General features: G+C 71.8%; 20 protein-coding genes and 1 pseudogene. 8 read left to right on the forward strand and 13 right to left on the reverse strand.

The genetic code is table 11. The features are described 5' to 3' along the window. Positions 1–10 precede the first annotated feature (10 nt). From F4558_RS09920 to F4558_RS09930, 3 genes are all read left to right on the forward strand, one after another. Positions 11–505, forward strand: a complete 495-nt coding sequence (locus F4558_RS09920) for a GNAT family N-acetyltransferase (protein WP_167943847.1) — start codon at positions 11–13, stop codon at positions 503–505. 102 nt (positions 506–607) lie between these two features. Next, positions 608–1,033 (forward strand): Hsp20/alpha crystallin family protein, encoded by a 426-nt coding sequence (locus F4558_RS09925; RefSeq protein WP_053661177.1) that lies wholly within the window; start codon positions 608–610, stop codon positions 1,031–1,033. A 141-nt stretch (positions 1,034–1,174) separates the two neighbouring features. After that, entirely contained in the window at positions 1,175–2,173 is a 999-nt protein-coding gene (locus F4558_RS09930) for a tyrosine-type recombinase/integrase (protein ID WP_167943848.1), read from the forward strand. Between the two features lie 3 nt (positions 2,174–2,176). Here F4558_RS09930 and F4558_RS09935 read toward each other — a convergent pair whose 3' ends face one another. Then, a complete protein-coding gene (locus F4558_RS09935) occupies positions 2,177–3,346 on the reverse strand; it encodes a PQQ-binding-like beta-propeller repeat protein (RefSeq protein WP_167943849.1) in 1,170 nt (389 codons plus the stop codon). A 29-nt stretch (positions 3,347–3,375) separates the two neighbouring features. Then, complete coding sequence (locus F4558_RS09940; protein WP_167943850.1) at positions 3,376–5,079, reverse strand: acyl-CoA dehydrogenase family protein; 1,704 nt, start codon at positions 5,077–5,079, stop codon at positions 3,376–3,378. A 148-nt stretch (positions 5,080–5,227) separates the two neighbouring features. Here F4558_RS09940 and F4558_RS09945 point away from each other — a divergent pair, with 148 nt between their 5' ends. Further along, positions 5,228–5,686 (forward strand): Rv0361 family membrane protein, encoded by a 459-nt coding sequence (locus F4558_RS09945; protein WP_053661169.1) that lies wholly within the window; start codon positions 5,228–5,230, stop codon positions 5,684–5,686. Here the strand turns inward: F4558_RS09945 and F4558_RS09950 are convergent. The 6 genes from F4558_RS09950 to F4558_RS09975 all read right to left on the reverse strand — a co-directional run bounded on the left by F4558_RS09950 (position 5,683) and on the right by F4558_RS09975 (position 14,280). Then, the gene (locus F4558_RS09950; RefSeq protein ID WP_167943851.1) at positions 5,683–6,342 is read right to left on the reverse strand and encodes a hypothetical protein; all 660 of its coding nucleotides are present in this window, start codon (positions 6,340–6,342) and stop codon (positions 5,683–5,685) included. The genes F4558_RS09945 and F4558_RS09950 overlap by 4 nt on opposite strands. A 3-nt stretch (positions 6,343–6,345) precedes the next feature. Beyond that, a complete protein-coding gene (locus tag F4558_RS31505) occupies positions 6,346–9,339 on the reverse strand; it encodes an ATP-binding protein (RefSeq protein WP_167943852.1) in 2,994 nt (997 codons plus the stop codon). After that, on the reverse strand, positions 9,336–11,237 hold the full coding sequence (locus tag F4558_RS09960) for an MFS transporter (RefSeq protein ID WP_167943853.1): 1,902 nt from the start codon (positions 11,235–11,237) through the stop codon (positions 9,336–9,338). The genes F4558_RS31505 and F4558_RS09960 overlap by 4 nt, the downstream gene beginning before the upstream one ends. 95 nt (positions 11,238–11,332) lie before the next feature. Continuing rightward, entirely contained in the window at positions 11,333–12,046 is a 714-nt protein-coding gene (locus F4558_RS09965) for a thymidine kinase (protein WP_167943854.1), read from the reverse strand. A gap of 57 nt (positions 12,047–12,103) precedes the next feature. Then, a complete protein-coding gene (locus F4558_RS09970; protein ID WP_167943855.1) occupies positions 12,104–13,495 on the reverse strand; it encodes an MFS transporter in 1,392 nt (463 codons plus the stop codon). Positions 13,496–13,512: 17 nt separating this feature from the next. Then, positions 13,513–14,280, reverse strand: coding sequence for a glycerophosphodiester phosphodiesterase family protein (locus F4558_RS09975; RefSeq protein WP_053661156.1), 768 nt, complete (start codon positions 14,278–14,280; stop codon positions 13,513–13,515). 332 nt (positions 14,281–14,612) lie between these two features. On the opposite strand from F4558_RS09975, the gene F4558_RS09980 reads away from it, so the two are divergent. Then, on the forward strand, positions 14,613–15,449 hold the full coding sequence (locus F4558_RS09980; RefSeq protein WP_167943856.1) for a nitroreductase/quinone reductase family protein: 837 nt from the start codon (positions 14,613–14,615) through the stop codon (positions 15,447–15,449). Positions 15,450–15,480: 31 nt separating this feature from the next. Here the strand turns inward: F4558_RS09980 and F4558_RS09985 are convergent, their stop codons facing one another. Further along, on the reverse strand, positions 15,481–16,254 hold the full coding sequence (locus F4558_RS09985) for a lysophospholipid acyltransferase family protein (protein ID WP_167943857.1): 774 nt from the start codon (positions 16,252–16,254) through the stop codon (positions 15,481–15,483). 234 nt (positions 16,255–16,488) lie between these two features. Here F4558_RS09985 and F4558_RS09990 point away from each other — a divergent pair, with 234 nt between their 5' ends. Together F4558_RS09990 and cydB are read left to right on the forward strand one after the other, a co-directional pair. Further along, on the forward strand, positions 16,489–17,904 hold the full coding sequence (locus F4558_RS09990; protein ID WP_197281682.1) for a cytochrome ubiquinol oxidase subunit I: 1,416 nt from the start codon (positions 16,489–16,491) through the stop codon (positions 17,902–17,904). Between the two features lie 15 nt (positions 17,905–17,919). Next, positions 17,920–18,918, forward strand: a complete 999-nt coding sequence (gene cydB, locus F4558_RS09995; RefSeq protein WP_053661149.1) for a cytochrome d ubiquinol oxidase subunit II — start codon at positions 17,920–17,922, stop codon at positions 18,916–18,918. Between the two features lie 35 nt (positions 18,919–18,953). Here cydB and F4558_RS10000 read toward each other — a convergent pair. Continuing rightward, positions 18,954–19,688, reverse strand: a pseudogene (locus F4558_RS10000) (class I SAM-dependent methyltransferase); the annotation flags it as partial. Positions 19,689–19,942: 254 nt separating this feature from the next. Here F4558_RS10000 and F4558_RS10005 point away from each other — a divergent pair. Continuing rightward, on the forward strand, positions 19,943–21,136 hold the full coding sequence (locus tag F4558_RS10005; RefSeq protein WP_167943858.1) for a GNAT family N-acetyltransferase: 1,194 nt from the start codon (positions 19,943–19,945) through the stop codon (positions 21,134–21,136). On the opposite strand, the gene F4558_RS10010 is transcribed toward F4558_RS10005, so the two are convergent. Genes F4558_RS10010 through F4558_RS10020 form a run of 3 tightly spaced genes read right to left on the reverse strand, consistent with a single transcriptional unit; the run spans position 21,133 to position 22,567 of the window. Next, positions 21,133–21,759, reverse strand: coding sequence for a dihydrofolate reductase family protein (locus F4558_RS10010; RefSeq protein ID WP_167943859.1), 627 nt, complete (start codon positions 21,757–21,759; stop codon positions 21,133–21,135). The genes F4558_RS10005 and F4558_RS10010 overlap by 4 nt on opposite strands. Next, entirely contained in the window at positions 21,756–22,232 is a 477-nt protein-coding gene (locus tag F4558_RS10015) for an SRPBCC domain-containing protein (protein WP_053661146.1), read from the reverse strand. The genes F4558_RS10010 and F4558_RS10015 overlap by 4 nt, the downstream gene beginning before the upstream one ends. Beyond that, positions 22,229–22,567, reverse strand: a complete 339-nt coding sequence (locus F4558_RS10020; protein WP_053661144.1) for an ArsR/SmtB family transcription factor — start codon at positions 22,565–22,567, stop codon at positions 22,229–22,231. The genes F4558_RS10015 and F4558_RS10020 overlap by 4 nt, the downstream gene beginning before the upstream one ends. Positions 22,568–22,663: the final 96 nt, after the last annotated feature.

Genomic DNA, 22,663 nt, shown 5'->3' on the forward strand with positions numbered 1-22,663 from the left:
TGATCGGCAGATGATCACCACCGCCGAATCAACCTGGCTGACCAGCATCTGCCGACCCGATCATCCCGACGCTGTCCTGCTGCTGCGGGAATACATGACGGAGATGGTGGTGCGCTACTACGGCCGTCCGGATCGACCCGGCGAGGTCGACGCGGCGTTGGCCGAGTTGCCCAGCGACGACCTGACCTCCCCGGGCGGGCTGCTGCTTGTCGCTCACCACGGCGCGGACCTGGCCGGCTGCGCCGGGCTGCGCTGGCAGTCGGGCTGGGCCGAGTTGACCCGGGTGTACGTCCGTCCGGCGCATCGTGGCGCTGGTGGGGGAGCGGTGCTGCTGGCGGCCGCGGAGCAGCGGGCGCGCTCGGCCGGGGCCGACCGCATTCGGCTCGACACCCGCTCCGACCTGGTCGAGGCCCGCGCCCTGTACGCCCGGCACGGCTACGTCGAGATCCCCGCGTACTCGCGGGGCCCGTACGCCGAGCACTGGTTTGAAAAACCGCTGGAGTGAGCAGTTGACGACTGCCGCAGGACGCGGTAAATAAGAAGAGGAAGTTGAGTCACCTCGACTCAACTCAACACCTTCGGCCAGGAGAACCGAGGAGGCATGACAATGTTGATGCGTACCGACCCGTTCCGCGAGATCGACCGGCTCGCCGAGCAGTTCTTCGGTACGGCAGCCCGTCCCGCGGCGATGCACCTGGACGCCTACCGCGACGGCGACTACTTCTACGCGGCGTTCGACCTGCCCGGCGTCGACCCGGACAGCATCGACTGCACAGTCGAGCGCAACGTCCTCACCGTCCGCGCCGAGCGGCGCCGGCCCGCCGGCGACGGCGTCGAACTGGTCGCCGCCGAACGCCCGATGGGAACGTTCACCCGGCAGTTGTTCCTGGGCGACACCCTGGACACCGACAAGCTGGAGGCCGGCTACGAGAACGGGGTGCTGACGCTGCGCATCCCGGTCGCCGAGCGCGCCAAGCCCCGCCGCGTGACCATCAAGGCCAACGGCGACGCGCGACGCCAGATCAACGCCTGACAGACATCGCGCCAGCCGCGGCGGCCGGCACCTGGTTCAGGTGCCGGCCGCCGGCTGTCGTGCGCGGGCGGGCATGGGAGAGGTGAGCGTTGTCGGCGCGCCTTCATGGCAATCCCATCCACCGCTGAGAAGCTTTTTCACATGGTGTCTTCCGACGCTCCGGCGCTCACCCGCCCTACCGCCCGACGGGCGCTGCCCAGCGCGCCCGTCGACGTCACCGAGGCGTGGCTGCGTAACCGCCGACTGTCCGAACACACCCGCGACGCCTACCGACGCGACGTCACCGGCTGGCTGCGCTGGTGCGCCGGCCGTGACCTCGACCCGCTGCGGGTCTCGTTCCTGCACATCAACGAGTACGCGCGCGAGCTGGAGTCCACGGTCGTGGCCCGCAGCGGCCGCCCACTGACCCCGGCGACGGTGGCACGGCGGCTCTCCGCGCTGTCCAGCTGGTACGACTTCCTCGTCAAACTCGGCGGGGTGCCGGCCAATCCGGTCTCCGGCGTGGACCGGCCCCGCGTCGACCGGGACCACTCCGCCACCATCGGCCTGAGCGCCGACGAGGTCGACGCCCTGCTCAGTGCCGCCGACGCGGACACCGGCCCGACCGCCGTGCGCAACCGTGCGGCGATCGCACTCCTGGCCGACCTGGGCCTGCGGGTCGGGGAGCTGGTCTCGCTGGACCTCACCGACCTGGGCACCGAACGCGGGCACCGCAGCGTGCGCTTCGTCGGCAAGGGCGGCAAGCAGCGCCGCCGCGCCCTCACCCCCGGCACCGGGTACGCGGTGGACGCGTACCTGGCCCAGCGGGCCGCCGCCGCCGGGGTGCCGGTGACGCAGCTGACCGGGCCTCTGCTGGTCACCGCCAGCGGCGCCCGGCTGGACCGGCACTCGGTGTTCCGGATCGTCCGCCGGCTCGCCCGCGCCGCCGGCATTCCGGCCTGGGCTCGGCTGTCCCCACACTCGCTGCGGCACGCCTTCGCCACCACCGCCCGATCCGAGGGCGTCCCCCTGGAGGACGTGCAGGACGCGATGGGTCACGCCGACCCGCGTACCACCCGCCGCTACGATCGGGACCGGCACAACCTCGACCGCGACCCGGCGTACGCGGTGTGGGCGGCGCGCTCCCGCCGCCGCGCCTGACGGTCACGTGTCGAGCGGCCACACCGTCACCCGGGCGTCCGTCTCGCGGCAGATCAACCGGGGTCCGGCACGCCGACAGTCCGTCACCCCCGACGGGAGGACGCCGCGTACCCGAGGGCCGTCCCGACCGACTGTGGCCACCAGGACGCGGTGGCCGTCCGCCGCCGGCTGGAGCAGCACCAAGGCGTCGGTGCCACCTCGCGAGCCCGCCACGGTGTGCCATCGCGTCCCGGCCGGCCACACCCAACTCCGTGTCCCCGTGGCCGGGTCGAGCGCCCACCGGCCGTGCCGGTCCTGCGCGCAGACCAGCTCCTGGCAGTTGCGCGGTGTCAGCTCGCCGCGCGGCACCGGAACCTCCCAACGCCGCGTCAGGCCCGGCAGGTCGTAAGCGGTCACGGCCGCCGCCGTGCCGGTCGGGTGGCGCAACACCAGGTGACCGCCGATGGCCTGCGGATTGTCCGGGCCGAAGTCGGCCGGCGGCAGCGATCCCTGCCCGTGTACGACGCCGTCGCGGGCGTCGAGCAGCCGCACCAGGCCGTCGTCCTGCACCACGAGTACTCGCGCGGGTGGGCCGGGCAGCACCTGCACCACGGCTGTGGACGGCACCGACATTGACCAGCGGGTGGCCCCGGAGGTCAGGTCGACACCCCGCACCGCCCCCTCGACCCGACGCCCCGGTTCCGACGCGCTGCGGACCTCGCTCACCGCCACCGCCGCGTCGCCGGCCGCGTACATGCGCTCGGCTCGCCGCCACAGCGGCTTCCCGTCGCGCATCGACCGGGCGGCGGTCGCCAGCACCTGACGCGCCTGGTCGCGCTCGGTGAGCAGCAGCACGTCACCGGCGGCCTGCGCGGACCAGCCCGCGGCGTCCGGCACGGCAACCCGCCATCGTGGCGGGCGGTGCGGTGCCGTCGCGTCGTACGCGCTCACTGTCGGCGGGCCGGCATCCGGATCGACGACCAGCAGCAGCTCACCGGCGACGAGCAGGGTGGAGCGGCCGGGCACCGGCGGCCCCGCCTGAGACGGCAGGCGCGCCGGCGCGGTGGATCCGCCGAGCAGCGCGCACACCGCCAGCACCAGCGCCACCCGCCCGGGTCGCGACGGCGCAGCCGGGGGTCGTTCATCCTGGGCGGGCGCTCCCCTTGACTCGCCCAGGTCGATCAGGACATCCACCGGCCGTCACCTCCGCTCCCGTCGACCGGTCAGCAGAGCAGGTCCAGGTGGTGGTGGGCGTCCTCGGCGATCTCCTCGTGCCGCAGCCAGCGTCGCGCCCACAGCCGGGCCACCAGTTCCGCCTGCTCGTCGCCCCACGCGGCGTGCTCGACGAGCAGCGCCGTGGTGAGCGCGTACGCCAGGCGCAGCGCCAGGCCGCGAGCACCGGCCAGCACCGCCTCCGCGCCCGGGTCGGCGGTCACCGCCGCGATCGTTTCGCCCAACTGAGCGGTGGCCGTGGCCAGGGTGTCGGCGAGCGCCGGCGACAGCGGCCGGGCAAGGTCGACGGCGGCGGCCAACCGGCTCAGCAGCGGCGCGCCGGCGTCCTCCCGGGTCAACGCGCGCAGCACGTCCAGGGCCAGCACGTTCGTGGTGCCCTCCCAGATCGGCAGCACCTGCGCGTCGCGCAGCAGCCGGGGCACGCCGGTGTCCTCCACGTAGCCGGCGCCGCCGAAGCTCTCCACGTACTCGCTCGCCGAGCTGACGGCGAGCCGCCCGGTGGCCAGCTTCGCCAGCGGCGCCACGATGCGCAGCTCCGCGGCGGCCTCCGGGTCGGCGCCGACCTCCACCCGCCCGAGCAGCGCGAACGCGTGCCCGGCCAGGGCGAACGCACCTGCCGCGTCGACGCCGAGGGTGCCCAGGGTGGCCCGGTGCAGCGGCGAGGACACCAACGCGCCACCGGCGACGTGCCGCACGTCGGCATACGCGCGGGCGTAGGCGAGGCCGCGCCGCATCCCACCGGCCGCCGCGGCCGCGTTGTGCACGCGGGTCACCACGACCAGGGTCATCGCCCGCACCAGGCCGGGCACCGCGGGGTCACCCAGCGGTACGGCGTACGCGTCGTGCAGGCCGATCTCGGCGGTGGGCAGCGCGCGGGTGCCGAGTTTGTCCTTGAGCCGGTGCACAGTCACACCGGGGGCGGGCGCGTCCGGTGCCGCGCTGGTGGCCAGCGGTGAGTCGGCCGCGTAGCGGGGGACCAGGAACGGTGCGAGCACCCGGCTGCCGCGTCCGGCGCCCTCGGGTCGGGCCAGCGCCACCGCCATCGCCGCGTCGGCGGCGGAGCAGAACCACTTCTCGCCGGTCAGCCGCCAGGAGCCGTCCGCCGCGGGCCGGCCCACAGTGCTCGATCGGCCCAGGTCGGAGCCGCCCTGCGCCTCGGTCATCCACTGCCCGCTGGTGATGGCGGTGGCCGGGTCGGTGGAGATCAGCCGGGGCAGCCACGCGTCCCGGATCCCGGCGTCGACGTCGGGCATGCTGAGCAGCGCCGCCGCACCGTCGGCCATCGCCACCGGGCAGGAGAACGTCGCCGACTCCGGCCCGTACAGGTGCAGGAGGGCGTGCTGCACCACCCGCGCGGCGGCGCCCCAGGTGCCGCGCGCGTCCGGCAGGTAGGGCAGCGCCACCACGGCGTGCCGGGCGGCGGCCTCCCGCTGGGCCTGCCAGCCCGCCGACGTGTCGATCCGGTCGACGCGGGCGCCCCACGGGTCGTAGCGGACAAGCGTGGGTGGATGCGCCTCGGCGTCGGCGTGCGCCGCCCGCAGCGGCCCGACGACGTCGGCGGCCAGGTCGGCGAGGCGACCCTTGGCGGCGGCGTGCCCGGCCGGGCCGAGGTGACGCTCCAGCCAGGACCGCAGCAGGGCATCACCGGCGTACGGGTCGGTGGGCGGTGGTACCGGCTGCACGAAACGGCTCATCGGTCGGCTCCCTGGCACTGCTCGGGGGGATGTGCGCCGACGGTAGACGATCCGTGGCCGCCGCGAACAGGGCACAGCCGCGCACCGGACGGACCCAGTTTCCGACTTGTCCCGAATTGAGGGACGGTGTTCTCTACGGTCGTTAATCGTGGGTGCCGGCCAGCCGTGGAGCCGACCGGCCCGGCGGCACCGCCCGATGCGCACCGGGCTGGCGGTCGTCGGGTTCGGCGTGGCGCTGTGCTGCGTCGGGGTGGCCGGGCTGGGCGTGTGGAACCTGCAAACCGTGCGTCAGGCCGCCGGCCCGATCCGGGAGACCGCCGACGGGTTCCTCAACGAGGTGACCCTCGGCGACAGCGACAAGGCGTACGAGCGGCTGTGCTCCGACGCGCGCAGCAAGTGGAGCCCGATCGGCTTCACCAGTTGGGTGCGTACGCCCCCGATGGTCACCGACTACGAGATCACCGACGTGTCGGTGGCCACCCGCAGCGGACGCCCACAGGGCACTGTGACGGTGAAGCTGACCCGCGACGGCGGGCTCAACGAGGAACGTCGCCTGCCGGTGGTCCGCGAGAGCGGCGGCTGGCGGGTGTGCGGCGACCCCTTCTAGCGCGGTGTGTCGTCGTCGGCGTCCGTGCCACGCCCATCGGGAGAACCGTCGCCGGGGAGATCCACCTCGATGGTCATCTCACCGGCGTCGGTGGAATCGAGGCCATCAGCGGGGTCATCCACCTGCTCTACCGTCTGCTCACTCCCCCCGCCCAGCGGCCGTTGATGCTCCGGGTCGCCATCGGGTTCGGCGTTCTCAAGCGCTTCCTGCTCTTTCTTTCGCTGCTGCGTACGCTGCACCATCCCCCTGATGGGCTCCGCCACCGCGTCCAACAGCCTGTTCTCCGTCGCCTGCACGTTGACGACGCTGGCCGCCGCTACGACCAACGCCCCGACGGATGCTTTCACGGTGTCGACCACAGAGTGTGCGCCTCGCGTCCGCTCGGCCTGCGCCGCCTCGGCGGTCGCCGCCCGTTCCTCGGCCCGGTCCGGCTGCTCCGCCGTCTCCGCCCAGGTGTCGGGACGCTCAGCGTGGGACCCCTCGCCCTGCTCGGGTGACGGGTCCGCCCGGTCACGATCCTCGCCCTGCTCGGGCGGCGGGTCCGCCCGGTCACGATCCTCGCCCTGCTCGGTGCTCTCCGACCGTCGCGTATCGCGGCGGTCGTCATCGTCTGGCCGTTCGGCCGCGTGCTGCGGGCCGTCCCAGCGTGGACTCACCGATCACACCTTTCTGTCGTACGCGCCGTTGGCGAGGACCCGCATCGGCCACCGGCAGGCCGCGAAGTGGGTGTCGACGGCCTCGGCGAGGCGGTCGGGCCAGGACGGGGTGTCGTACTCCGTGCCGACGGCCGTCTCGATCAGCGACGGCATACGGGACCCGAAGGCCACTGCCCGGCAGGCTTCCCGGTCCCGCTGGTCGATGTCGAACAGTTCCGAGACCACTGCGAGCTGCTCGGTCACGGTACGGCCCGGGATCTCCACGCCGTACCGTCGCACCTGCTCGGAGGCTCGCGCAGAGCCTTCGGGGCGGGCTGCCTCGGCCCGCAGGTCGTCGCGCAGCACCACCCAGCGGTACCGGTGCGCCAGGAAATCCGGTTCCTGCTCCGCGCAGCGCCCGCCGCCGAACGCCGTCCAGTGCAGCGAGTCGACCACATGCCGCACCAGCTCGTCCGGGTCGCAGCCTGTCGACAGGTGCGCGGACCGGACGGCGACGGCGCCGTCGACAGCGTGCGAGAGAGCGCACTCGCGCAGCCGTACCGGCACCATCCGCAGAACCTGGATCAGTTCCGCGCGGATGGCAGGGGTGGGCCAGCCGGTGAGGTGCCCCAGCACCGCCAGTTCGCCCCAGAGCCTCAGCCAGGGCAGGTCCGCCAGCAGCAGTTGCGCCCGGCGCATGTCCCGCAGGGTGCAGGGCTCGGCCAGGCAGGCAGTGCCGCAACTGGCGCTGCGACGCCCGATGATCTCCGACAGATCGGCGGTGGCAGCCCGCGCGGTCGTCTCACGGTCGGTGCCGTCCGGCACGCGGACGAGCACCGGGTGGTCCATGCCGTCGGTGAAGACCGCGCCGACACCGGGCGGCAGCGTCACGACGAATTCCGACTGGCGCTGGGTGAGGTTGACAGTCGCGCCGACGGCGTCCCGGTCGTCGCGCGCGGGCAACCGGTGGATGACCTTCACGGCGGTGTTCTTGACGACGTCCGGGGCGATCTTCTCCGGGATCTGCTCGGCGATCACCAAGCCCTCACCGTACGCGCGGATCTCCGCCAGCAGCCCGGCGAACAGCTCCACCGCGTGCGCGGCCGGGCCAGGGCGGTCGGCGCGCCGCAACAGCCGGTGCGCCTCCTCGATGACGCTCAGGTGTCGCAGGACCACCCCGGCGTCGCGGTCCTCCCGGCGGTCGCGCACCCGCAGGTACTCGGTCACCTGGATGAGCAGGGCACCGATGAGGAACGCCTTGTCCCGGTCGTCGCCGACGTCCTCGATCTCGAAGACGACGTTCGAGTCGAGCAGGCGCGCGACGTCGATGGGGTGGCCGCCCTCGAAGAAACCGCCGGTCGTACCCAGCCGCAGGCTGCCCAGCCTGACCCGGATGAACCCGCGGACGTTGTCGGTGACCTCGCGGCCGTACCCGATCTGGCCCACCACCTCCTCCGCCGCCTGTTGCAGGTCACCGAGGGTCGGATAGCGCGGGCGGTGCCCGGGTAGCCGCGGTTCACCAAGGGCCAGGTCCCACCCGAGTTGTTCGTACGACAGCGCCAGGGCGGCCCCGAGCACCTGGGGGAAGGGCTCGTCCGCGTCGAAGGCGGCGAGGAACAGGGCACGGACGAGGTCCGCGTGGGTCTGCAACGGGAAGCCCGGCACCGGTCGCAGCGGGTTGAACCCCGCCGGCGGCGCCGTACCCTCGCCGGGGCGGACCACGACGACGCCCGCCCCCGGCAGCCGGTTGGCCATCCGCCGGTACTCGGCCTTCGCGGGCTCGATCACCAGCCAGGGCAGCCCTGCGGCGGTGGCCTGTTCGAGCAGGTGCCGGATGGTCTGCGACTTGCCGGCCCCGGTCGCGCCGCAGACGAAGGTGTGCCGGTTGAGGCTGGTCATCGGCAGCCGCAACGGGTCACCCACTGTGCCGTGCCGGTCGAGCACAGCGCCGATCGCCAGCGACTCGGCACGGACCGGAGGTGGCTGCCGGTCCGTACCGGCGGCGACCACTGCCGGTGGCTGCTGCCGGACCTCGCCGGCGGTCGTCTCCGGGGTGACGTCGAACTCCGACCGTACGGTCAGGCGCACTCCGGGCACCTCCTCCGTCGGGGCGACGGCCAGGGCGGCGACGAGCGGGGAGCTGCCGAGAAACGAGCCACCCGGGCCGGCGGGCGCTGCCGGTTCGTCGGCCCGGGTGGCCAGTCCGGTCCGGCCGAGCAGGTCGGTCAGGTCGCCGCGCTCGCGGGTGGGTGCCAGCGCGTAGGGCAGGCCGTGCAGGTCTGCCGACGCGCAGAGCAGGCCCGCAACGGCGGCGGCGGCTCCCGGCGTGGTACCCGCGGCCAACAGGTGGATCCGCCACCATCCGAGCGTCTCAGCGGCGGCCAACTCCCGGTGCCGGCGCCGGAGCCGCAGGGCGCGTACGGCCTGTGTGGGCGACGAACCTCGGGCCGTGGCGTCGCGTTCCTGAACGGCGAGATGCCGGGCCTGCTCCGCCACCTCGTCGGCGGGGACCGGGTCGGCGAGCAGCAGCCAGGCGAAGGCGTCCTGCCAGGCGCCGAGCAGGCAGTCGTCGAGGCGGGGGCGTAGGTCGATGCGCGGATCCCGGTCGTCCCGCTCCTCGATCAAGCCGTCTGTCATCCCGACGATCCGTGTCCAGCAGGGCAGTGCATCGAGCATCGCGGTCACGCCTCCGGCGGGGTAGGCCACGCCGACCGAGCCCGCGAAGAGGCTGGACCGGCGCCGACCGGCACCTGAGGCTTCGACACCGCCGCCGGTGAAGACGTGGACGCCGTTCTGCGCGTTCGGCCGGCACCAGCCGACGACGACCGGGCCGCTGCCGCCACTCACGGCACCCGCGTGGTACGCGGCCACGACGGCGGCCAACCGCTGTCGGCGCCCCGGATCACCGCGTACCTGGTCCATCTGCGGGGGCACTCGTGGCAGCTCCACGATCCGGTGTGCCGGCATGGTGTCGAGCCAGCCGCGTAGGGTCCGCCGGGGGTCGCCCGGAGACGTCACCGCCATTCCTCCGGGTAGCGCTGATCGGCCCAGTTCGACTCGTCGTAGGCGGGGTGCGATTGGCCGGGCAGGGTGCGCGGCGGCTCACCGGACGGCTGGACCGCGGCCTGCGACGGATGCGGGAGAGGCAGATCCGGCAGGGGATTGGTGGTGACCCGGGGGAGGGAGACGATGTCCGGGTTGCACTCCACGCTGCGTACCGACAGTCTCCCCGTGCCCTGCGTGACCTCGATCAACGCGTAGTCCGGCAGGTCCTGAAGAGTCCGTGGCTCGACCACGTACTCGTAGGACCGTTGTTCACTCTGGGACTCGTTCCAGTTCCCGGAGTCGGCGACCGTCCTGGTGTGGGTCCAGTTCCGGCCGACGCTGACGCTCCTCGGCCCGGGGCCACTGCTGATCTGGTCGGAGAATCCGAGGGTGTTGCCCTGGGAGTGGGTCTGGCTGCCGCCGAGCGTACGGGTGAGTTGGCTGAGGCGGAACGTGTGTTGCCTGCCGATGAAGTCGGCGGCACGCGCGGACTCCTCGTGGTTGCTCAGGCGCATGAACGCCACCACGTCCCCGCCCACGGCGCGAACCGCCGAGTCCCGCAGATGACGGAACATCACCACGAGTCGGACTCCGCGGCGTATGCACATGTCGCTCAGCCGGTCGATGTGCCGGTGGTTGAGGTCGTCCGCGCCGGCGATGACCAACGGGCCGACGAACGGCTCCGGCGAGACGAGCCGCTGGATCAACCCCTGCAACACCAGTTCCTTGAGCAACTCCTCCCGGACGTTGTGCGCGGTGTTCTCGTAGACGAGGCAGGTCAGCCCGGGTTTGCCCAGATCGTGCTGGTCCTCTCTCCGGCCGGTCGCGGTGAACAGGTCGCGCAGCGGGCGCAGGTGGGATTCGATCCGCCGCAGGTTCAGGTGGGTCTGGCGCCGGAACTCGTCGGAGAAGAGCGCGTCGCCGATGTGCTCCCGCTCGGCCTCGCTCAGCTCGGGGAAGTCGCCCGGCTCGTCGAGCAGGACGCTTACCGCCGCGGCGATCCTGGGGATCGTGACGTCCTCGCCAAGTGCCCGGCAGACGCTCGACAGGATGCGGTCGTCCTGGGCGCGGTCGGCCCGCCGCCCGGCGGGGGCGTCACCGTGCATCGCCTCGACGAGGCTGTCGACCAGGCCCTGTCCGTCTGCCTCGGACAGCAGCGTGGTCTCGCCCACCTGATCGGGCAGGCGGATGGCGGTGACGTCGATCGAGGCCGCTCTGGCCAGCCAGACGAGTTCGTGGCAGGTGGGCTCGCCGGAGAAGTCCACGAGGGTCATCGCGCCCGTGGTCCGGAGCATCGAGGTGCCCATGACGGTCAGCAGGGCCTCCCAGCCCCAGGCGCTGCCACCGACGATGTCGACCCGGCGGGTCGTCGGCGGCATGAGGGCGGCGCCCCATTCGAGATAACTGTCGACCCGCCTCCGCTCCGCGGCGTCGAACTGCGCGCGGCGCTCCTCCCAATCCGCGCACTCGGCCTCGTAGAGTCGCGACTGCCGCTCGCGCTCCCGCACCGGCCCGTCTTCGGCGGCGCGGCTGTTGAACCAGCTCAGCAAGGCGCCACCGATCATCACCGCGAGCCCCAGCAGGATGATCACACCAAGATCGGAGGTCGGCCCCTGACCGATGATCCCGAGACAGAGAAGAACCACCATCACGCCGAAGCCGATGCTCACCCATTTCCGCATGCGGCGCCACTTGTCCACGCTCGCCGTCGCGGCGTTGAAGTAGACACCGTCGCCTACCTGTCCGGGCACCGGGTACGGCTCGGGGAAGCGGTGGCAGTAGAGGTGCCTGTCGCGGAAGACCCAGCCGAGGCGTTCCCCCTCGACGAAGAGAAAGTCCAGGTACGCCGATCCGTCTGCGGAATCGCTCATCGTTCACCCCGTGTGGTGACGTGTGGATCACAGCAGTATCGCGGACCGATCAATCAATGACCATCGTTCTCTTGGGTGCACCCGACGAGGGCGGTCTACACGCGCGGGCCGAGGTCGCCGGTGCGGTGGTGCCGCCGGCAGAGCACCTGGTAGCGCACGTCGGCGGTGGCCGCTGTGTCGCCGATGACGACCTGCGCGCCCTCGCGGACCACCTGCCCGTCGACGACCCGGGCGTTGAGCAGGCCCTCCCGGCCGCACCAGCAGAGCACCTCGACCTGGATGCGGGCCACCTCGTCGGCCAGTTCGAACAGCCGCTGCGCGGCAGGGAACAGGCAGGACCGGAAGTCGGTGGCCAGGCCGAACGCGAACACGTCCACGTCGTAGCTGTCGACGAGTTCGGCCATCTGCTCGACGTGCTCGACGGAGTAGAGGCCGGCCTCGTCGCAGATCAGGTAGTCGACGCGTACCCCGTCGGCCCAGCGGCCCCGCACGAGTGCCCGCAGGTCCAGGTCGTCGGTGACCTCGATGGCCTCGTGGGCCAGGCCGATGCGGGTGGTGACCTGCGGGCCCAGCGAGCGGTCGATGCGGGTGGTGACCAGCCCTCGGCGTCCCTGCCGGGCGTGGTTGTAGTTCATCTGCAACGCCATCGTGGACTTGCCGCAGTCCATCGGCCCCCAGAAGAACTTCAGCGCCGCGGCGTGCAGGGGACGCCCGTCGGACCCGCTCGCCGCCGCGCACCCGGCCGCGTGGTTCGGGCCGGCGTGCGGGTGGGCCAGGCAGGTGGGGGCGGTGGCGGCGTCGTCGGTCACGGTCGGGCAGCCTAGCCCATCGGCCGACCTGGATAGGTCGGCCGATGGGCGGCGTGCTCAGAGCACCCGGGGCGGCGTGTTTCCGGCGGCGATGATGGCCCGGCGCATCGGTACGGCGAGGAGCAGCAGGAACCCGACCACGAAGAAGATCAGCAGGGAGACCAGACCCACCCGGTAGGAGGCGGTGAGCTGGAACACCAGGCCGAACGCGAGCGGGCCGAGCCAGCTGGTGCCCTTGTCGCTGATCTCGTAGAACCCGTAGTACTCGCCCTCCTTGCCGGCGGGGATGAGCTGGCTGAACAGCGACCGGCTCAGCGCCTGGCTGCCGCCGAGAACAAGGCCGATGGCGGCACCGAGGATCATGAACGGCACCGGCGCCTCGGCGGGCAGCCGGAACGCGGCGAGGATCACCACGGTCCAGAGCACCAGGCTGAGCAGCACTGTCTTCCAGGCGCCGATGCGCTTGGCAAGCGCGCCCAGTGTCAACGCGCCGCCGAAGGCGAGGAACTGCACGAGCAGGATCGTGATGATCAGCGTGCTCTGCTCCAGCCGCAGCTCCTCGGTGCCGTACTGGCTGGCCAGGGTGATGACGGTCTGGATGCCGTCGTTGAAGACGAGGAAGGCGAGCAGGAAGTACAGCGTCAGCGGGTACGCCTTGATCTCCCGCATGGTGCGCCCGAGCTGCCGGAACCCGTCGATGAGCACGTTGCCGCCGCCGGCCAGTGCCGCGACGCTGGGGCGCTCGCGCAACCAGCGCAGCGGCACCAGCGTGAACAGCGCCCACCACACCCCGGCGGACACGATCGACCAGCGGGCCAGGTCCAGGGTGCGTTGCGGGTCGTCGCCCTTGTCGAGCAGGGTGATCGCGACGAGGTTGAGGGCCAGCAGCAGACCGCCGCCGAGGTAGCCCAGGGCCCAGCCGCGGCTGGAGATGCCGTCGCGTTCGTCGGGGCCGCCGAGCTGCGGCAGGAACGAGTTGTAGACAACGATGGCCGCGCCGAAGGAGATGTTGGCGATCAGGAACAGCGCACCGCCGAGCAGGTAGCGGTCGCCGGTCACGAAGGCCATCAGGATGGTCGCGCCGGCGCCGGTGAACGCGGCCCCACCGAGCAGCCGCTTCTTGTGCGCCGACCGGTCGGCGATCGCCCCGATGACCGGCAGCACGAACACCGTGAGAAACACCGACAGCGAGATCAGGTACGGGTAGTAGGACCCGGCAGCGACCTTGATGCCCAACGGGTAGACGTACCCGTTGCAGGTGTCGGCGCCCAACTCGCAGCCGGCGGCCAGCTCGGCGACGGTGGTCAGGAACGGGCCGAGGAACACGGTGATGACAGTGGTCTGGAACGCGGAGTTCGCCCAGTCGTAGATGTACCAGCCGCTGCGCTCGCGGCGGGTGCTCGCCGGGGGCGGGGTGTCGTCCACCGTGGGGGTCACGGTTTCGGCCATCGGGGGTCCTTCGACGATCAGGCGGCCCAGTGGCCGCGGCTGCGGTAGACGTCGCGCAGCAGGCCGACGTGATCGGTCATGATGCCATCCACACCACGATCAAGTAAGTCGTGCATCTGGGCAGGTTCGTCGATCGTCCAGACGTGCACCTGAAGGCCGAGACGGTGGCAGTAGTCAAGGAATCGGCGGTCCACCACTGGCACCCGTCCGTAGCGTGGTGGCACCTGCGCGGCGACCACCGACTCGGGCAGGCGCAGCGGGCGGCCGTGCAGTGAGGCGAGGCGCAGTCGGGCCACTGCGCGCATGCCCAGGCCGGTGGCCACCCGCCCCTCGGTGAGCGCGCGCAGCCGGGCCAGCCGGGCGTCGCTGAACGAGGCGAGCAGCACCCGGTCGTTGGCGCCGGCCCGGGCCACGGTGGCCACCGTCGGCTCGACGCCGCCGTCGGCCTTCACGTCGATGTTGAAGCGGACCTGCGGCCAGGCACCCAGGACCTCGTCGAGCCGGGGTACGACGGCGGCGCCGCCGACGCGTACCGAGGCGAGGTCGGCCCAGCTCAGGTCGGCGATGCGCCCCGACTCACCGGTGACCCGTCGCAACGTCGGGTCGTGGAAGATCACCGCGACTCCGTCGGCGGTGGCGTGCACGTCGGTCTCCACGTACCGGTAGCCCAGTCCGATGGCGCGGGCGAACGCCTCGGTGGTGTTCTCGTCGCCCTCGGCGGCGCCGCCACGGTGGGCGAACGCCAGCGGCCCTGGCGCGTCGAGGTAGCCGGGTCGGGTCAGCACGCGACGCAGTATGCCTGCCGCCGGTGGACCACGGGTGGCCTGCCGGCGACGATCGCCGCAACGATGCACAGGCGAAATCGGGTTGCCGCAGCGCGAGGGCGGACACTAGATTCGGCGCCGTGACTGCCGGGTCGGCCATTGGCCACAAACGGACAGGGCACCCGGCGGGCGAGTGACCCCCGGGCGGGCCCGAGGCCCGCCCGTCTCCGCCCTTCCTCCGTGCTCGGGTTCGCGCTCACGCGTCGTGTCGTCACCGCCGCGTGGCCGGCCATTCCTGTCTGCCCGTGCTCGCCGCGCCGTGTCGCGGCGAGCCCCTGTTTCCTGGGAGTCACGTGCCACACAGCTTCAATGACGACATCATCGCGGAGTTCCGCGCCAACGGCGGCCGCGTCGGCGGTTGGTTCGAGAACGCCCGCCTGCTGCTGCTCACCACCACCGGGGCGCGTACCGGCGCCCCGCACACCACCCCGCTGGGCTATCTGCCCGACGGCGGGGAGCGGGTCCTGGTCATCGCGTCCGCCGGTGGGGCGCCACGTGACCCGCAGTGGTTCCGCAACCTGCTGGCCGATCCGCAGGTCACTGTGGAGGACGGGGTCTTCACCTATCGCGCCAGAGCCGACGTGCTGACCGGGGCCGAACGGGACGCCGTCTTCGCCCGGGCGGTGGCGGCCGACCCCGGTTGGGGCGAGTACCAGGACCGGGCGGGGCGCGCGCTGCCGGTGGTGGCGCTGGAGCCGCTGCCGGGTCCGCCGACCCCTCCACCAGGCCCGCCGGGTACGGCGCTGATCGCCGTGCACGACGCGTTCCGGCGGGAACTCGCGCTGATCCAGCAGGAGGTCGACAGGGCCGGGCCGCACGTCGGCGCGCAACTGCGGGTGAACTGCCTGAGCCTGTGCGAGGGACTGCACGGCCACCATGAGCGCGAGGATGCCGGCCTGTTCGCCTGGCTCGCCGACCAGCGGCCCGACCTGGCCGCCGTGCTGGCCCGGCTCGCCGACGAGCACCGGGCGGTGGCGGCGGCGCTTGACGAATTGCGCATTGTCCTGGGTACGCCACAGCCGGACCGGGAGGTGCTGCGCCGCGAGGTGGCCCGGCTCACCGACCAGGTACGGGCGCACCTGGCGTACGAGGAGGAGCAGCTCGTGCCGCTGCTGAACGCCGCCGCCTGACGCGTACCGGTCGGGCTGGCCCTGAGGTGGGTCAGCCCGGCCGTCGGCGGTGTACGCGGCTGGTGTCGCTCGGGCGCCCCGGGTCCACGTACCGGGGCGTGTCGGGCTCGTCGGGGCGCAGCGGGGCGAGGGCATCGGTGAGCGCGTCGATGATCCGGTCGGTGGCCCGGCGGGCTGCTCCGGGGTCGGAGGCGTTGACCTCGCCCAGGTCGACGGGTTCGCCGAAGTGCACGCGGATCACCGGGCGGCGCCGTATCAGGCGGGCCAGGCCGCGCAGCATCCCCCGGGGAGCCCGGTAGGGCAGCACCTCGTGGGCGCCCCACTGGGCGACAGGGATGACAGGTGCGCCGCAGTCCAGGGCGAGGCGGGCGGCGCCGGTCTTGCCCCGTTCGGGCCACATGCCCGGGTCCAGGCCGATGCGCCCCTCCGGGTAGATGAGGATCACCGATCCGGCGGCGACGGCTGTGGTGGCGGCGTCGAGTGCCCGGTGCACGGCGCTGGTGCCCCGGTCGACCCTGATGTGGCCGGCGTGGCGCATGAGGGTGCCGACCACAGGGGCGCGGAACAGGCCGGCGGTGGCCATGACGCGGGGGGAGATGCCGCGGATCTGGCAGGCGGCGACCAGCGCCACCGGGTCGAAGGGGCTGATGTGGTTGGCGGCCAGCACCAGCGGCCCTCGACGCAGGTGCGCCGGGACGTCGCCGGTGACCTCCAGGCGGGCCACCAGGGCGACCACGGCCCGGGCCAGCAGCTGGGCGCCGCGCCAGATCAACGGCGGCTGCCAGGGGGAGTGTGCGGTGTTCATCAGCGCGCCATCGTCGCACGCGGCGGTGGGGCCGCGAGGGCGGGTCGGCCGGTTGATCACGCCGGGCGTCCGGGCCGAAGGGGCTGGGCGGCACACCGGCCGGGTGGGCCGGGCGGCCGGGGTGATCAGGGTCATTGGTCCCGGGCCGGTTCGGGCCCCCCGGCCCTGCCTCTTTCGCTACGACGAGCAGTAGTATCTACTACGTCTCGTAGTATGAATAGCTGGGGGTTTCAGGTGGACGCGTTGGACGTCGCCCGGTGGCAGTTCGGTGTCACCACCGTCTACCACTTTCTCTTCGTGCCGCTGACCATCGGGTTGTCAGTGCTGGTAGCGATCCTCCAGACGATGTGGCACCGCACCGGCAACGAGCGCTACCTCAAGCTCACCAAGTTCTACGGCAAGCTGTTCCTGATCAACTTTGCGATGGGTGTGGTCACCGGCATCGTGCAGGAGTTCCAGTTCGGCATGAACTGGAGCGACTACTCCCGCTTCGTCGGCGACATCTTCGGCGCGCCCCTGGCCATCGAGGCGCTCGTCGCCTTCTTCCTCGAATCCACGTTCATCGGCTTGTGGATCTTCGGCTGGGACCGGCTGCCCAAGCGCCTGCACCTGGCAAGCATCTGGGCCGCCGCGATCGGCACCAACCTCAGCGCGTACTTCATTCTCGCGGCGAACTCGTTCATGCAGAACCCGGTCGGCTTCCGACTCAACCCGGAGACCGGCCGCGCCGAACTGACCGACTTCGTGGCGGTGCTGACGAACAAGGTCGCACTGATCACCTTCCCGCACACGCTTGCCGGCTCGTTCCTTGTCGCCGGCTCGCTTGTCGTGGCCGTCGGCCTGTACCACGTGATCCGCAACCGGGACTCCGCCGACACCGGCGCGTACCGCTTCGCCACGAAGTTCGGCTCCTGGGTGGTCCTGGTGTCCTCCGCCGTCGTCGTGATCACCGGCGACATCCAGGGCAAGATCATGACTCAGGTGCAGCCGATGAAGATGGCCGCCGCCGAGGGCCTCTACACCACCGAGAGCCCCGCCTCGTTCTCCGTGCTCACGATCGGCAGCCTCGACGGCAGCCGCGAGGTGTTCGCCCTCAAGATCCCGTACCTGCTGTCGTACCTGGGCACCGGCGACCCGAACGGCACCGTGCACGGCATCAACGACCTCCAGGCCCAGTACACGGCCCAGTACGGCGCCGGCAGCTACACCCCGATCATCCCGATCACCTACTGGAGCTTCCGCTTCATGATCGCCTTCGGGTTGGCCGCCGCCGCCATCGCACTCGTCGTGCTCTGGAGCCAGCGCAAGGGCCGTACGCCCAGCAGCAAGTGGCTGCTGCGCGCCGGGCTTGCCATGCCGGTGCTGCCGCTGCTCGCCAACTCCTTCGGCTGGATCTTCACCGAGATGGGCCGCCAGCCGTGGATCGTCTTCGGCGAGATGCTCACCCGCGACGGAGTGTCCCGCAGCGTCTCGCTGGGCGAGGTGTTGACCTCGTTCACCGCCTTCACGCTGATCTACGCCACCCTCGCCGTGATCGAGGTCAAGCTGCTGCTGCGCTACGCCAAGGCCGGCGTGCCCGACGTCAGCGAACAGCCCCCCATCGACGACACCCACGACGACGCCGAGCGTCCGCTCGCCTTCGCCTACTGATCCCGGAGCCCCATCGTGGACCTCACCACCATCTGGTTTCTCCTCGTCGCCGTGCTGTTCACCGGCTATTTCATCCTGGAGGGCTTCGACTTCGGCGTCGGCATGCTGCTGCCGGTGCTCGGCCGCAACGACCGCGAACGCCGCGTCATGATCAACACGATCGGGCCGGTCTGGGACGGCAACGAGGTGTGGCTGATCACCGCAGGCGGCGCCATGTTCGCCGCCTTCCCGGAGTGGTACGCCACCCTCTTCTCCGGCTTCTACCTGCCGCTGCTGCTGATCCTGCTGGCCCTCATCGCCCGGGGCGTGGCCTTCGAATACCGGCACAAGCGCCCCGAGGCGTCCTGGAAGCGCCGCTGGGACACCGCCATCTTCGTCGGCTCACTGCTGCCGGCGATCCTGTGGGGCGTCGCGTTCGCCAACATCCTGCGCGGCGTGCCGCTGGACGCCGACCACGAGTACGTCGGCGGCCTGTTCAACCTGCTCAACCCGTACGCCCTACTCGGTGGCGCGACCACCCTCGCGTTGTTCCTCACCCACGGCGCGGTGTTCATCGCCCTGAAGACCACGGGCGACATCCGAGAGCGCGCTGGCGCCCTCGCCGTGCGCCTGGGCGTCGGCACCGCAGTGCTCGCGGTGGGCTTCCTGACCTGGACGCTCAGCATCCGCTCCAGCCCCGCCGCCGTCGTGCTCGCCGTCGGCGCGGCCGTCGCCCTGCTCGGTGGTCTCGCCGCCGCCAAGGTACGCCGGGAGGGCTGGGCGTTCACCGGCACCGCCGTGGCGATCGGCCTGGCGGTGGCCACCCTGTTCGCCGCGCTGTTCCCGAACGTCATGCCGTCCACGTTGGACGTGGCGGGCACCCTGACCACCACCAACGCGGCCTCCACCCCGTACACCCTGAAGATCATGACCTGGGTGGCGGTGATCTTCACCCCGATCGTGCTGGCCTACCAGGGCTGGACGTACTGGGTGTTCCGCAAGCGCATCGGCGTGGGCAACATCCCGCAGCACTGAGGGACGTGGCCCTGACCGACCGCCGCGGCGGTCGGTCAGGCCACGAGCAGGCGAAGGCCGAGCTCCGCCGCGTCGAGGCCGACGAGGTCGCTGTTGCGTTCGGTCCACCGCCCGGAGGCGAGGTCCGCCCGGAGGCTGCGCACCGCCCGGTCCTCGGCCTCCGGGCCGACTCTGGCCCAGAGCGACAGCCCTCGGCGTACGCGATCGTCCAGATACGCCTCGGGCCGGCGCCAGTACGCCTCGAAGAGACCGTCGGCGCAGTCCCACGGGATGAGCACCGGCTCGATGCGGGCGCCGATCGAGCGGGCCTGCTCGGCCAGCGATGGTCGGCCGGCGACGAGGTTCGCGGCTTCGGGCAGGTAGTCGCGGGTGAGCCAGAACCGACGGTGCCATCCGGCGGCGCTGTCGTCGTGCGTGAACACCACCACCCGCCGGGCCACCCGCCGCATCTCGCATAGCCCGGCGATCGGGTCCGGCCAGTGGTGCACTGTGGAGACAGCCATCGCGGCGTCGAAGGACTGATCCTCGAACGGAAGGTTCGCCGCGACGGCGGCCACGCACGGCGGCGCGTCCACGGGGCGCTGTGCCCGCATGAGCGCCGACGGTTCCACAGCGGTGACGTCGCGATCGGTGGGCTCGTAGGAGCCGGTGCCGGCGCCGACGTTCAGAACGGTCCGCGCGTCGCCGAGCGCCGCCCAGAGCCTCGCGGCGATCCGCGGGTCGGTGCGCCGCGTCACTGTGTACGTGGCGCCGATGGTGTCGTACAACTGCCCGCTGGCCATGTCGTCACCTCTCCTGAGTGTCGGCACGATGTATCGGGTCGATACGTCGGAACGCTATGTCCTGAGGTGTCGGGCCGCAAGCCCCTGCGCGTCCGCTCTCCTGCGTGGCCGTTCTCCTGCGTGGCCGTTCTCGCGTGGGCGCGTGCCGGCCTGCTCGGATGCGCGTCGCGCTGGCCGGAGGGTGACCGCTACCCGGCCGAAAATGAGCGGCCGGCGACGGGCCGTCCCGCTACGGTGTGCCGATGCCCGCCACCGTTCACGTCCGCGAACTCACCGTCGACGACCTCGACGACGCCTGGGCGCTGGGCTGCCTCGCGTTCGGCTCCGATCCGCAGCAACGCCATCCGCGCACCACGGTCGACGTGCCCGGCATGACCCGCTACGGCGCGTTCGACGACAACGGCCGGCTCGTCGGCAAGGCCGTCGACCTGCACCACGACCAGTGGTGGGGTGGGCGGGCAGTATCGGCCGCCGACGTGGGCGGGGTGGCCGTCGCCCCCGAGGCCCGGGGCAGGGGAGCGGCCCGCGCGATGCTCACCGCACTGCTTCGCGGCGCCAACGAGCGCGGTGCGGCACTGAGCGCCCTGTATCCCACAGTCGCCGCCCCGTACCGCGCCTGTGGCTGGGAAGCGGCAGGCGTGCTGCGTACCCTCGATGTGGCAACCGCCGCGCTGCCCCGGCACCGGCCGGATCCCCGGCTCACCGTCCGCGCCGGCACTCCCGCGGACCTGCCCGCCGTCACCGCCCTGTACGAGCGGGTCAGCCGGTACCGCAACGGGATGCTCACGCGCCGGGGCGAGCTGTTCGACGTCTCCGCCGCCGACGGCGGTCTGCCCGGCGACGCGCTCACCCTCGTCGAGGACGGCGGCGACCTGGTTGGCTACGCCAGCTGGGAGCGGGGCCATGGCTACGACGCCAACTCCGTGCTCACCGTCGACGAGGCTCTGGCCGTGACCCCCGAGGCCGCCCGGGAACTCGTCGGCGTGCTCGGCAGTTGGGCAAGCGTCGCGCCCACCCTGCGGCTGTGTCTCCTCGACGGCGACGCCGTCAGCACCCACCTGCCGCTGGAGTCGGCCCGCGAACACAAGCGGAACCTGTGGATGCACAGGCCGGTGGACGTCGCCCGGGCGGTGAGCGCACGTGGCTGGCCCGCCCACACCCGGGGTGCTGTCGACTTCACCCTCGCCGACCCGCTCGCCGAGTGGAACACCGGCACCTGGCGGTTGACAGTCGCCGACGGCGCAGCCGAGCTGACCCGGGTCGGCGGCGACCCGGACCTGCACCTGGACGTACGGGGCTTCGCCCTGCTCTACGCCGGCGCCGCCCGCGCCCGCGCGGTCGCCGAGGCGGGCCTGCTGCACGCCACAGGTGTACGACCCGACGCCCTGGACCTGCTGGGCGCCGGCGGCCCGGCGCAGATGCTCGACTACTTCTAGACGAAGGCGGTGACGCCCTCGTATTCCCCCACCGGGGCGGCGCCGACATGCTGGTACTCAAGCAGGAGCAGGCCGTTCGCCGTCGCCTCATGGTGAACGAGTCGGAGGCCGACCGGTGTGCTCGGGTGGTCGAGCAACCGCCGCCCGGAGCCGGTCACGGTGGGGGCGACGGCGAGTCGGAGTGTGTCGACGAGGCCGGCGGACAACAGTGCCCTGCCGAGTCGTGTACTGCCGTGGATCTGGAGTTCTCGTCCCGGCTGTGCCTTGAGCCTCCCAACGGTCTCGATCGGGTCGCCGCGGAGCACGGTCGTGGGGTGCCAACTACCCTGCGTGATGGTGTTGGACACAACGTACTTCGGGAGTGAGTTCATCCGTTCGGTGAAGGGGTCGTTCGGGTCGGTGATCTGCGGCCAGTCGCGGGCGAACGCCTCGTAGGTCCGACGCCCCAGCAGCAGACCGTCGGCGAGATCGAGCCAGTCGGAGGTGCATTGGACGAACACCGTATCGAGGTAGGGCACGAGCCAGCCGCCCCGGGTGAAGTCGTCGCTCGTGTCCTCGGTCGGCGAGCCGGGACCCTGGCTGACCCCGTCGAGGGTGACGAACTCGGTGAGGGAGATCTTCATCGGGTGACCTGATTTTCGGCGATGTCGGCGAGTTGTGTGGCGACCGAGCCCCAGCCGTCCGCGAAGCCGAGTTCCTCGTGCCGGGCGCGCGCGGCGGAATCACCGTGGCGGACACAGATCCGGTAGTCCGTGCCGTCGGCATGATCGCTGAATGTGATCTCGGCGGTCATGCGGACCGGGATGGTGTTCGCCGGGCGCCAGGCGCTGTCGATCGCGTTGGTGAACACGATCCGGTCGAGTTCGTCGACCACAAGGAATGTCGCGTCGAGGTGTGGGACGAACTCCACCCCGTCGTCGCTCATCCGGGTCACGAACGCGCCACCGGGCCGGACCTCCAAGCGGTCGACGCGGCAACGGGCCGGAGCCGGAACCCACCATTTTTCGAAGCGGGACGGGTCGGTCCACGCGCTCCACACGGCAGCGCGGGGGGCGCGGATGACCCGCTCCAGGGTCAGGTCCAGCTCGGGATTCACTGTTGGTTCTCCTTGAGATCGGTAACGAGGCGTTCGAGGCGATCGGTGCGCCCTTCCCAGATCCGGCGCTGCTCTGCCATCCAGTCGTCGACGACGGCGAGGCCCTCGCGGTTGAGCACACAGGTGCGCACCCGGCCGGACTTGACCGTGCGGATCAGCCCGCTGGCCTCGAGCATCCGTACGTGCTTCATGAATGAGGGAAGGGTCATCGGAAACTCGCGGGCGAGTTCGCCGACACTCGTCGGACCGCGGCCGAGGCGTCGAATGACCCCACGCCGGGTCGGGTCGGCGAGGGCGACGAACACGCCGTCCTGCCGTGCCGAATACTGTGCCATGCGGCTAAGTGTTGTCTGCGGCAAAACTTAGCGCAAGGGCAAAGTATTCGGCGCCCCCGGGGGATAGCCGAGTAGGGGCGCGACCGACTGCGGCGA

Source organism: Micromonospora profundi (assembly GCF_011927785.1).
Taxonomy (GTDB): domain Bacteria; phylum Actinomycetota; class Actinomycetes; order Mycobacteriales; family Micromonosporaceae; genus Micromonospora; species Micromonospora profundi.

Bases quoted from the DNA above. Each gene is read 5' to 3' on its own strand.
- F4558_RS09920 (WP_167943847.1), top strand. From the start codon at position 11: ATGATCACCACCGCCGAATCAACCTGGCTGACCAGCATCTGCCGACCC.
- F4558_RS09925 (WP_053661177.1), top strand. From the start codon at position 608: ATGTTGATGCGTACCGACCCGTTCCGCGAGATCGACCGGCTCGCCGAG.
- F4558_RS09930 (WP_167943848.1), top strand. From the start codon at position 1,175: ATGGTGTCTTCCGACGCTCCGGCGCTCACCCGCCCTACCGCCCGACGG.
- F4558_RS09940 (WP_167943850.1), bottom strand. From the start codon at position 5,079: ATGAGCCGTTTCGTGCAGCCGGTACCACCGCCCACCGACCCGTACGCC.
- F4558_RS09960 (WP_167943853.1), bottom strand. From the start codon at position 11,237: ATGAGCGATTCCGCAGACGGATCGGCGTACCTGGACTTTCTCTTCGTC.
- F4558_RS09970 (WP_167943855.1), bottom strand. From the start codon at position 13,495: ATGGCCGAAACCGTGACCCCCACGGTGGACGACACCCCGCCCCCGGCG.
- F4558_RS09985 (WP_167943857.1), bottom strand. From the start codon at position 16,254: ATGAACACCGCACACTCCCCCTGGCAGCCGCCGTTGATCTGGCGCGGC.
- F4558_RS10005 (WP_167943858.1), top strand. From the start codon at position 19,943: ATGCCCGCCACCGTTCACGTCCGCGAACTCACCGTCGACGACCTCGAC.
- F4558_RS10010 (WP_167943859.1), bottom strand. From the start codon at position 21,759: ATGAAGATCTCCCTCACCGAGTTCGTCACCCTCGACGGGGTCAGCCAG.
- F4558_RS10020 (WP_053661144.1), bottom strand. From the start codon at position 22,567: ATGGCACAGTATTCGGCACGGCAGGACGGCGTGTTCGTCGCCCTCGCC.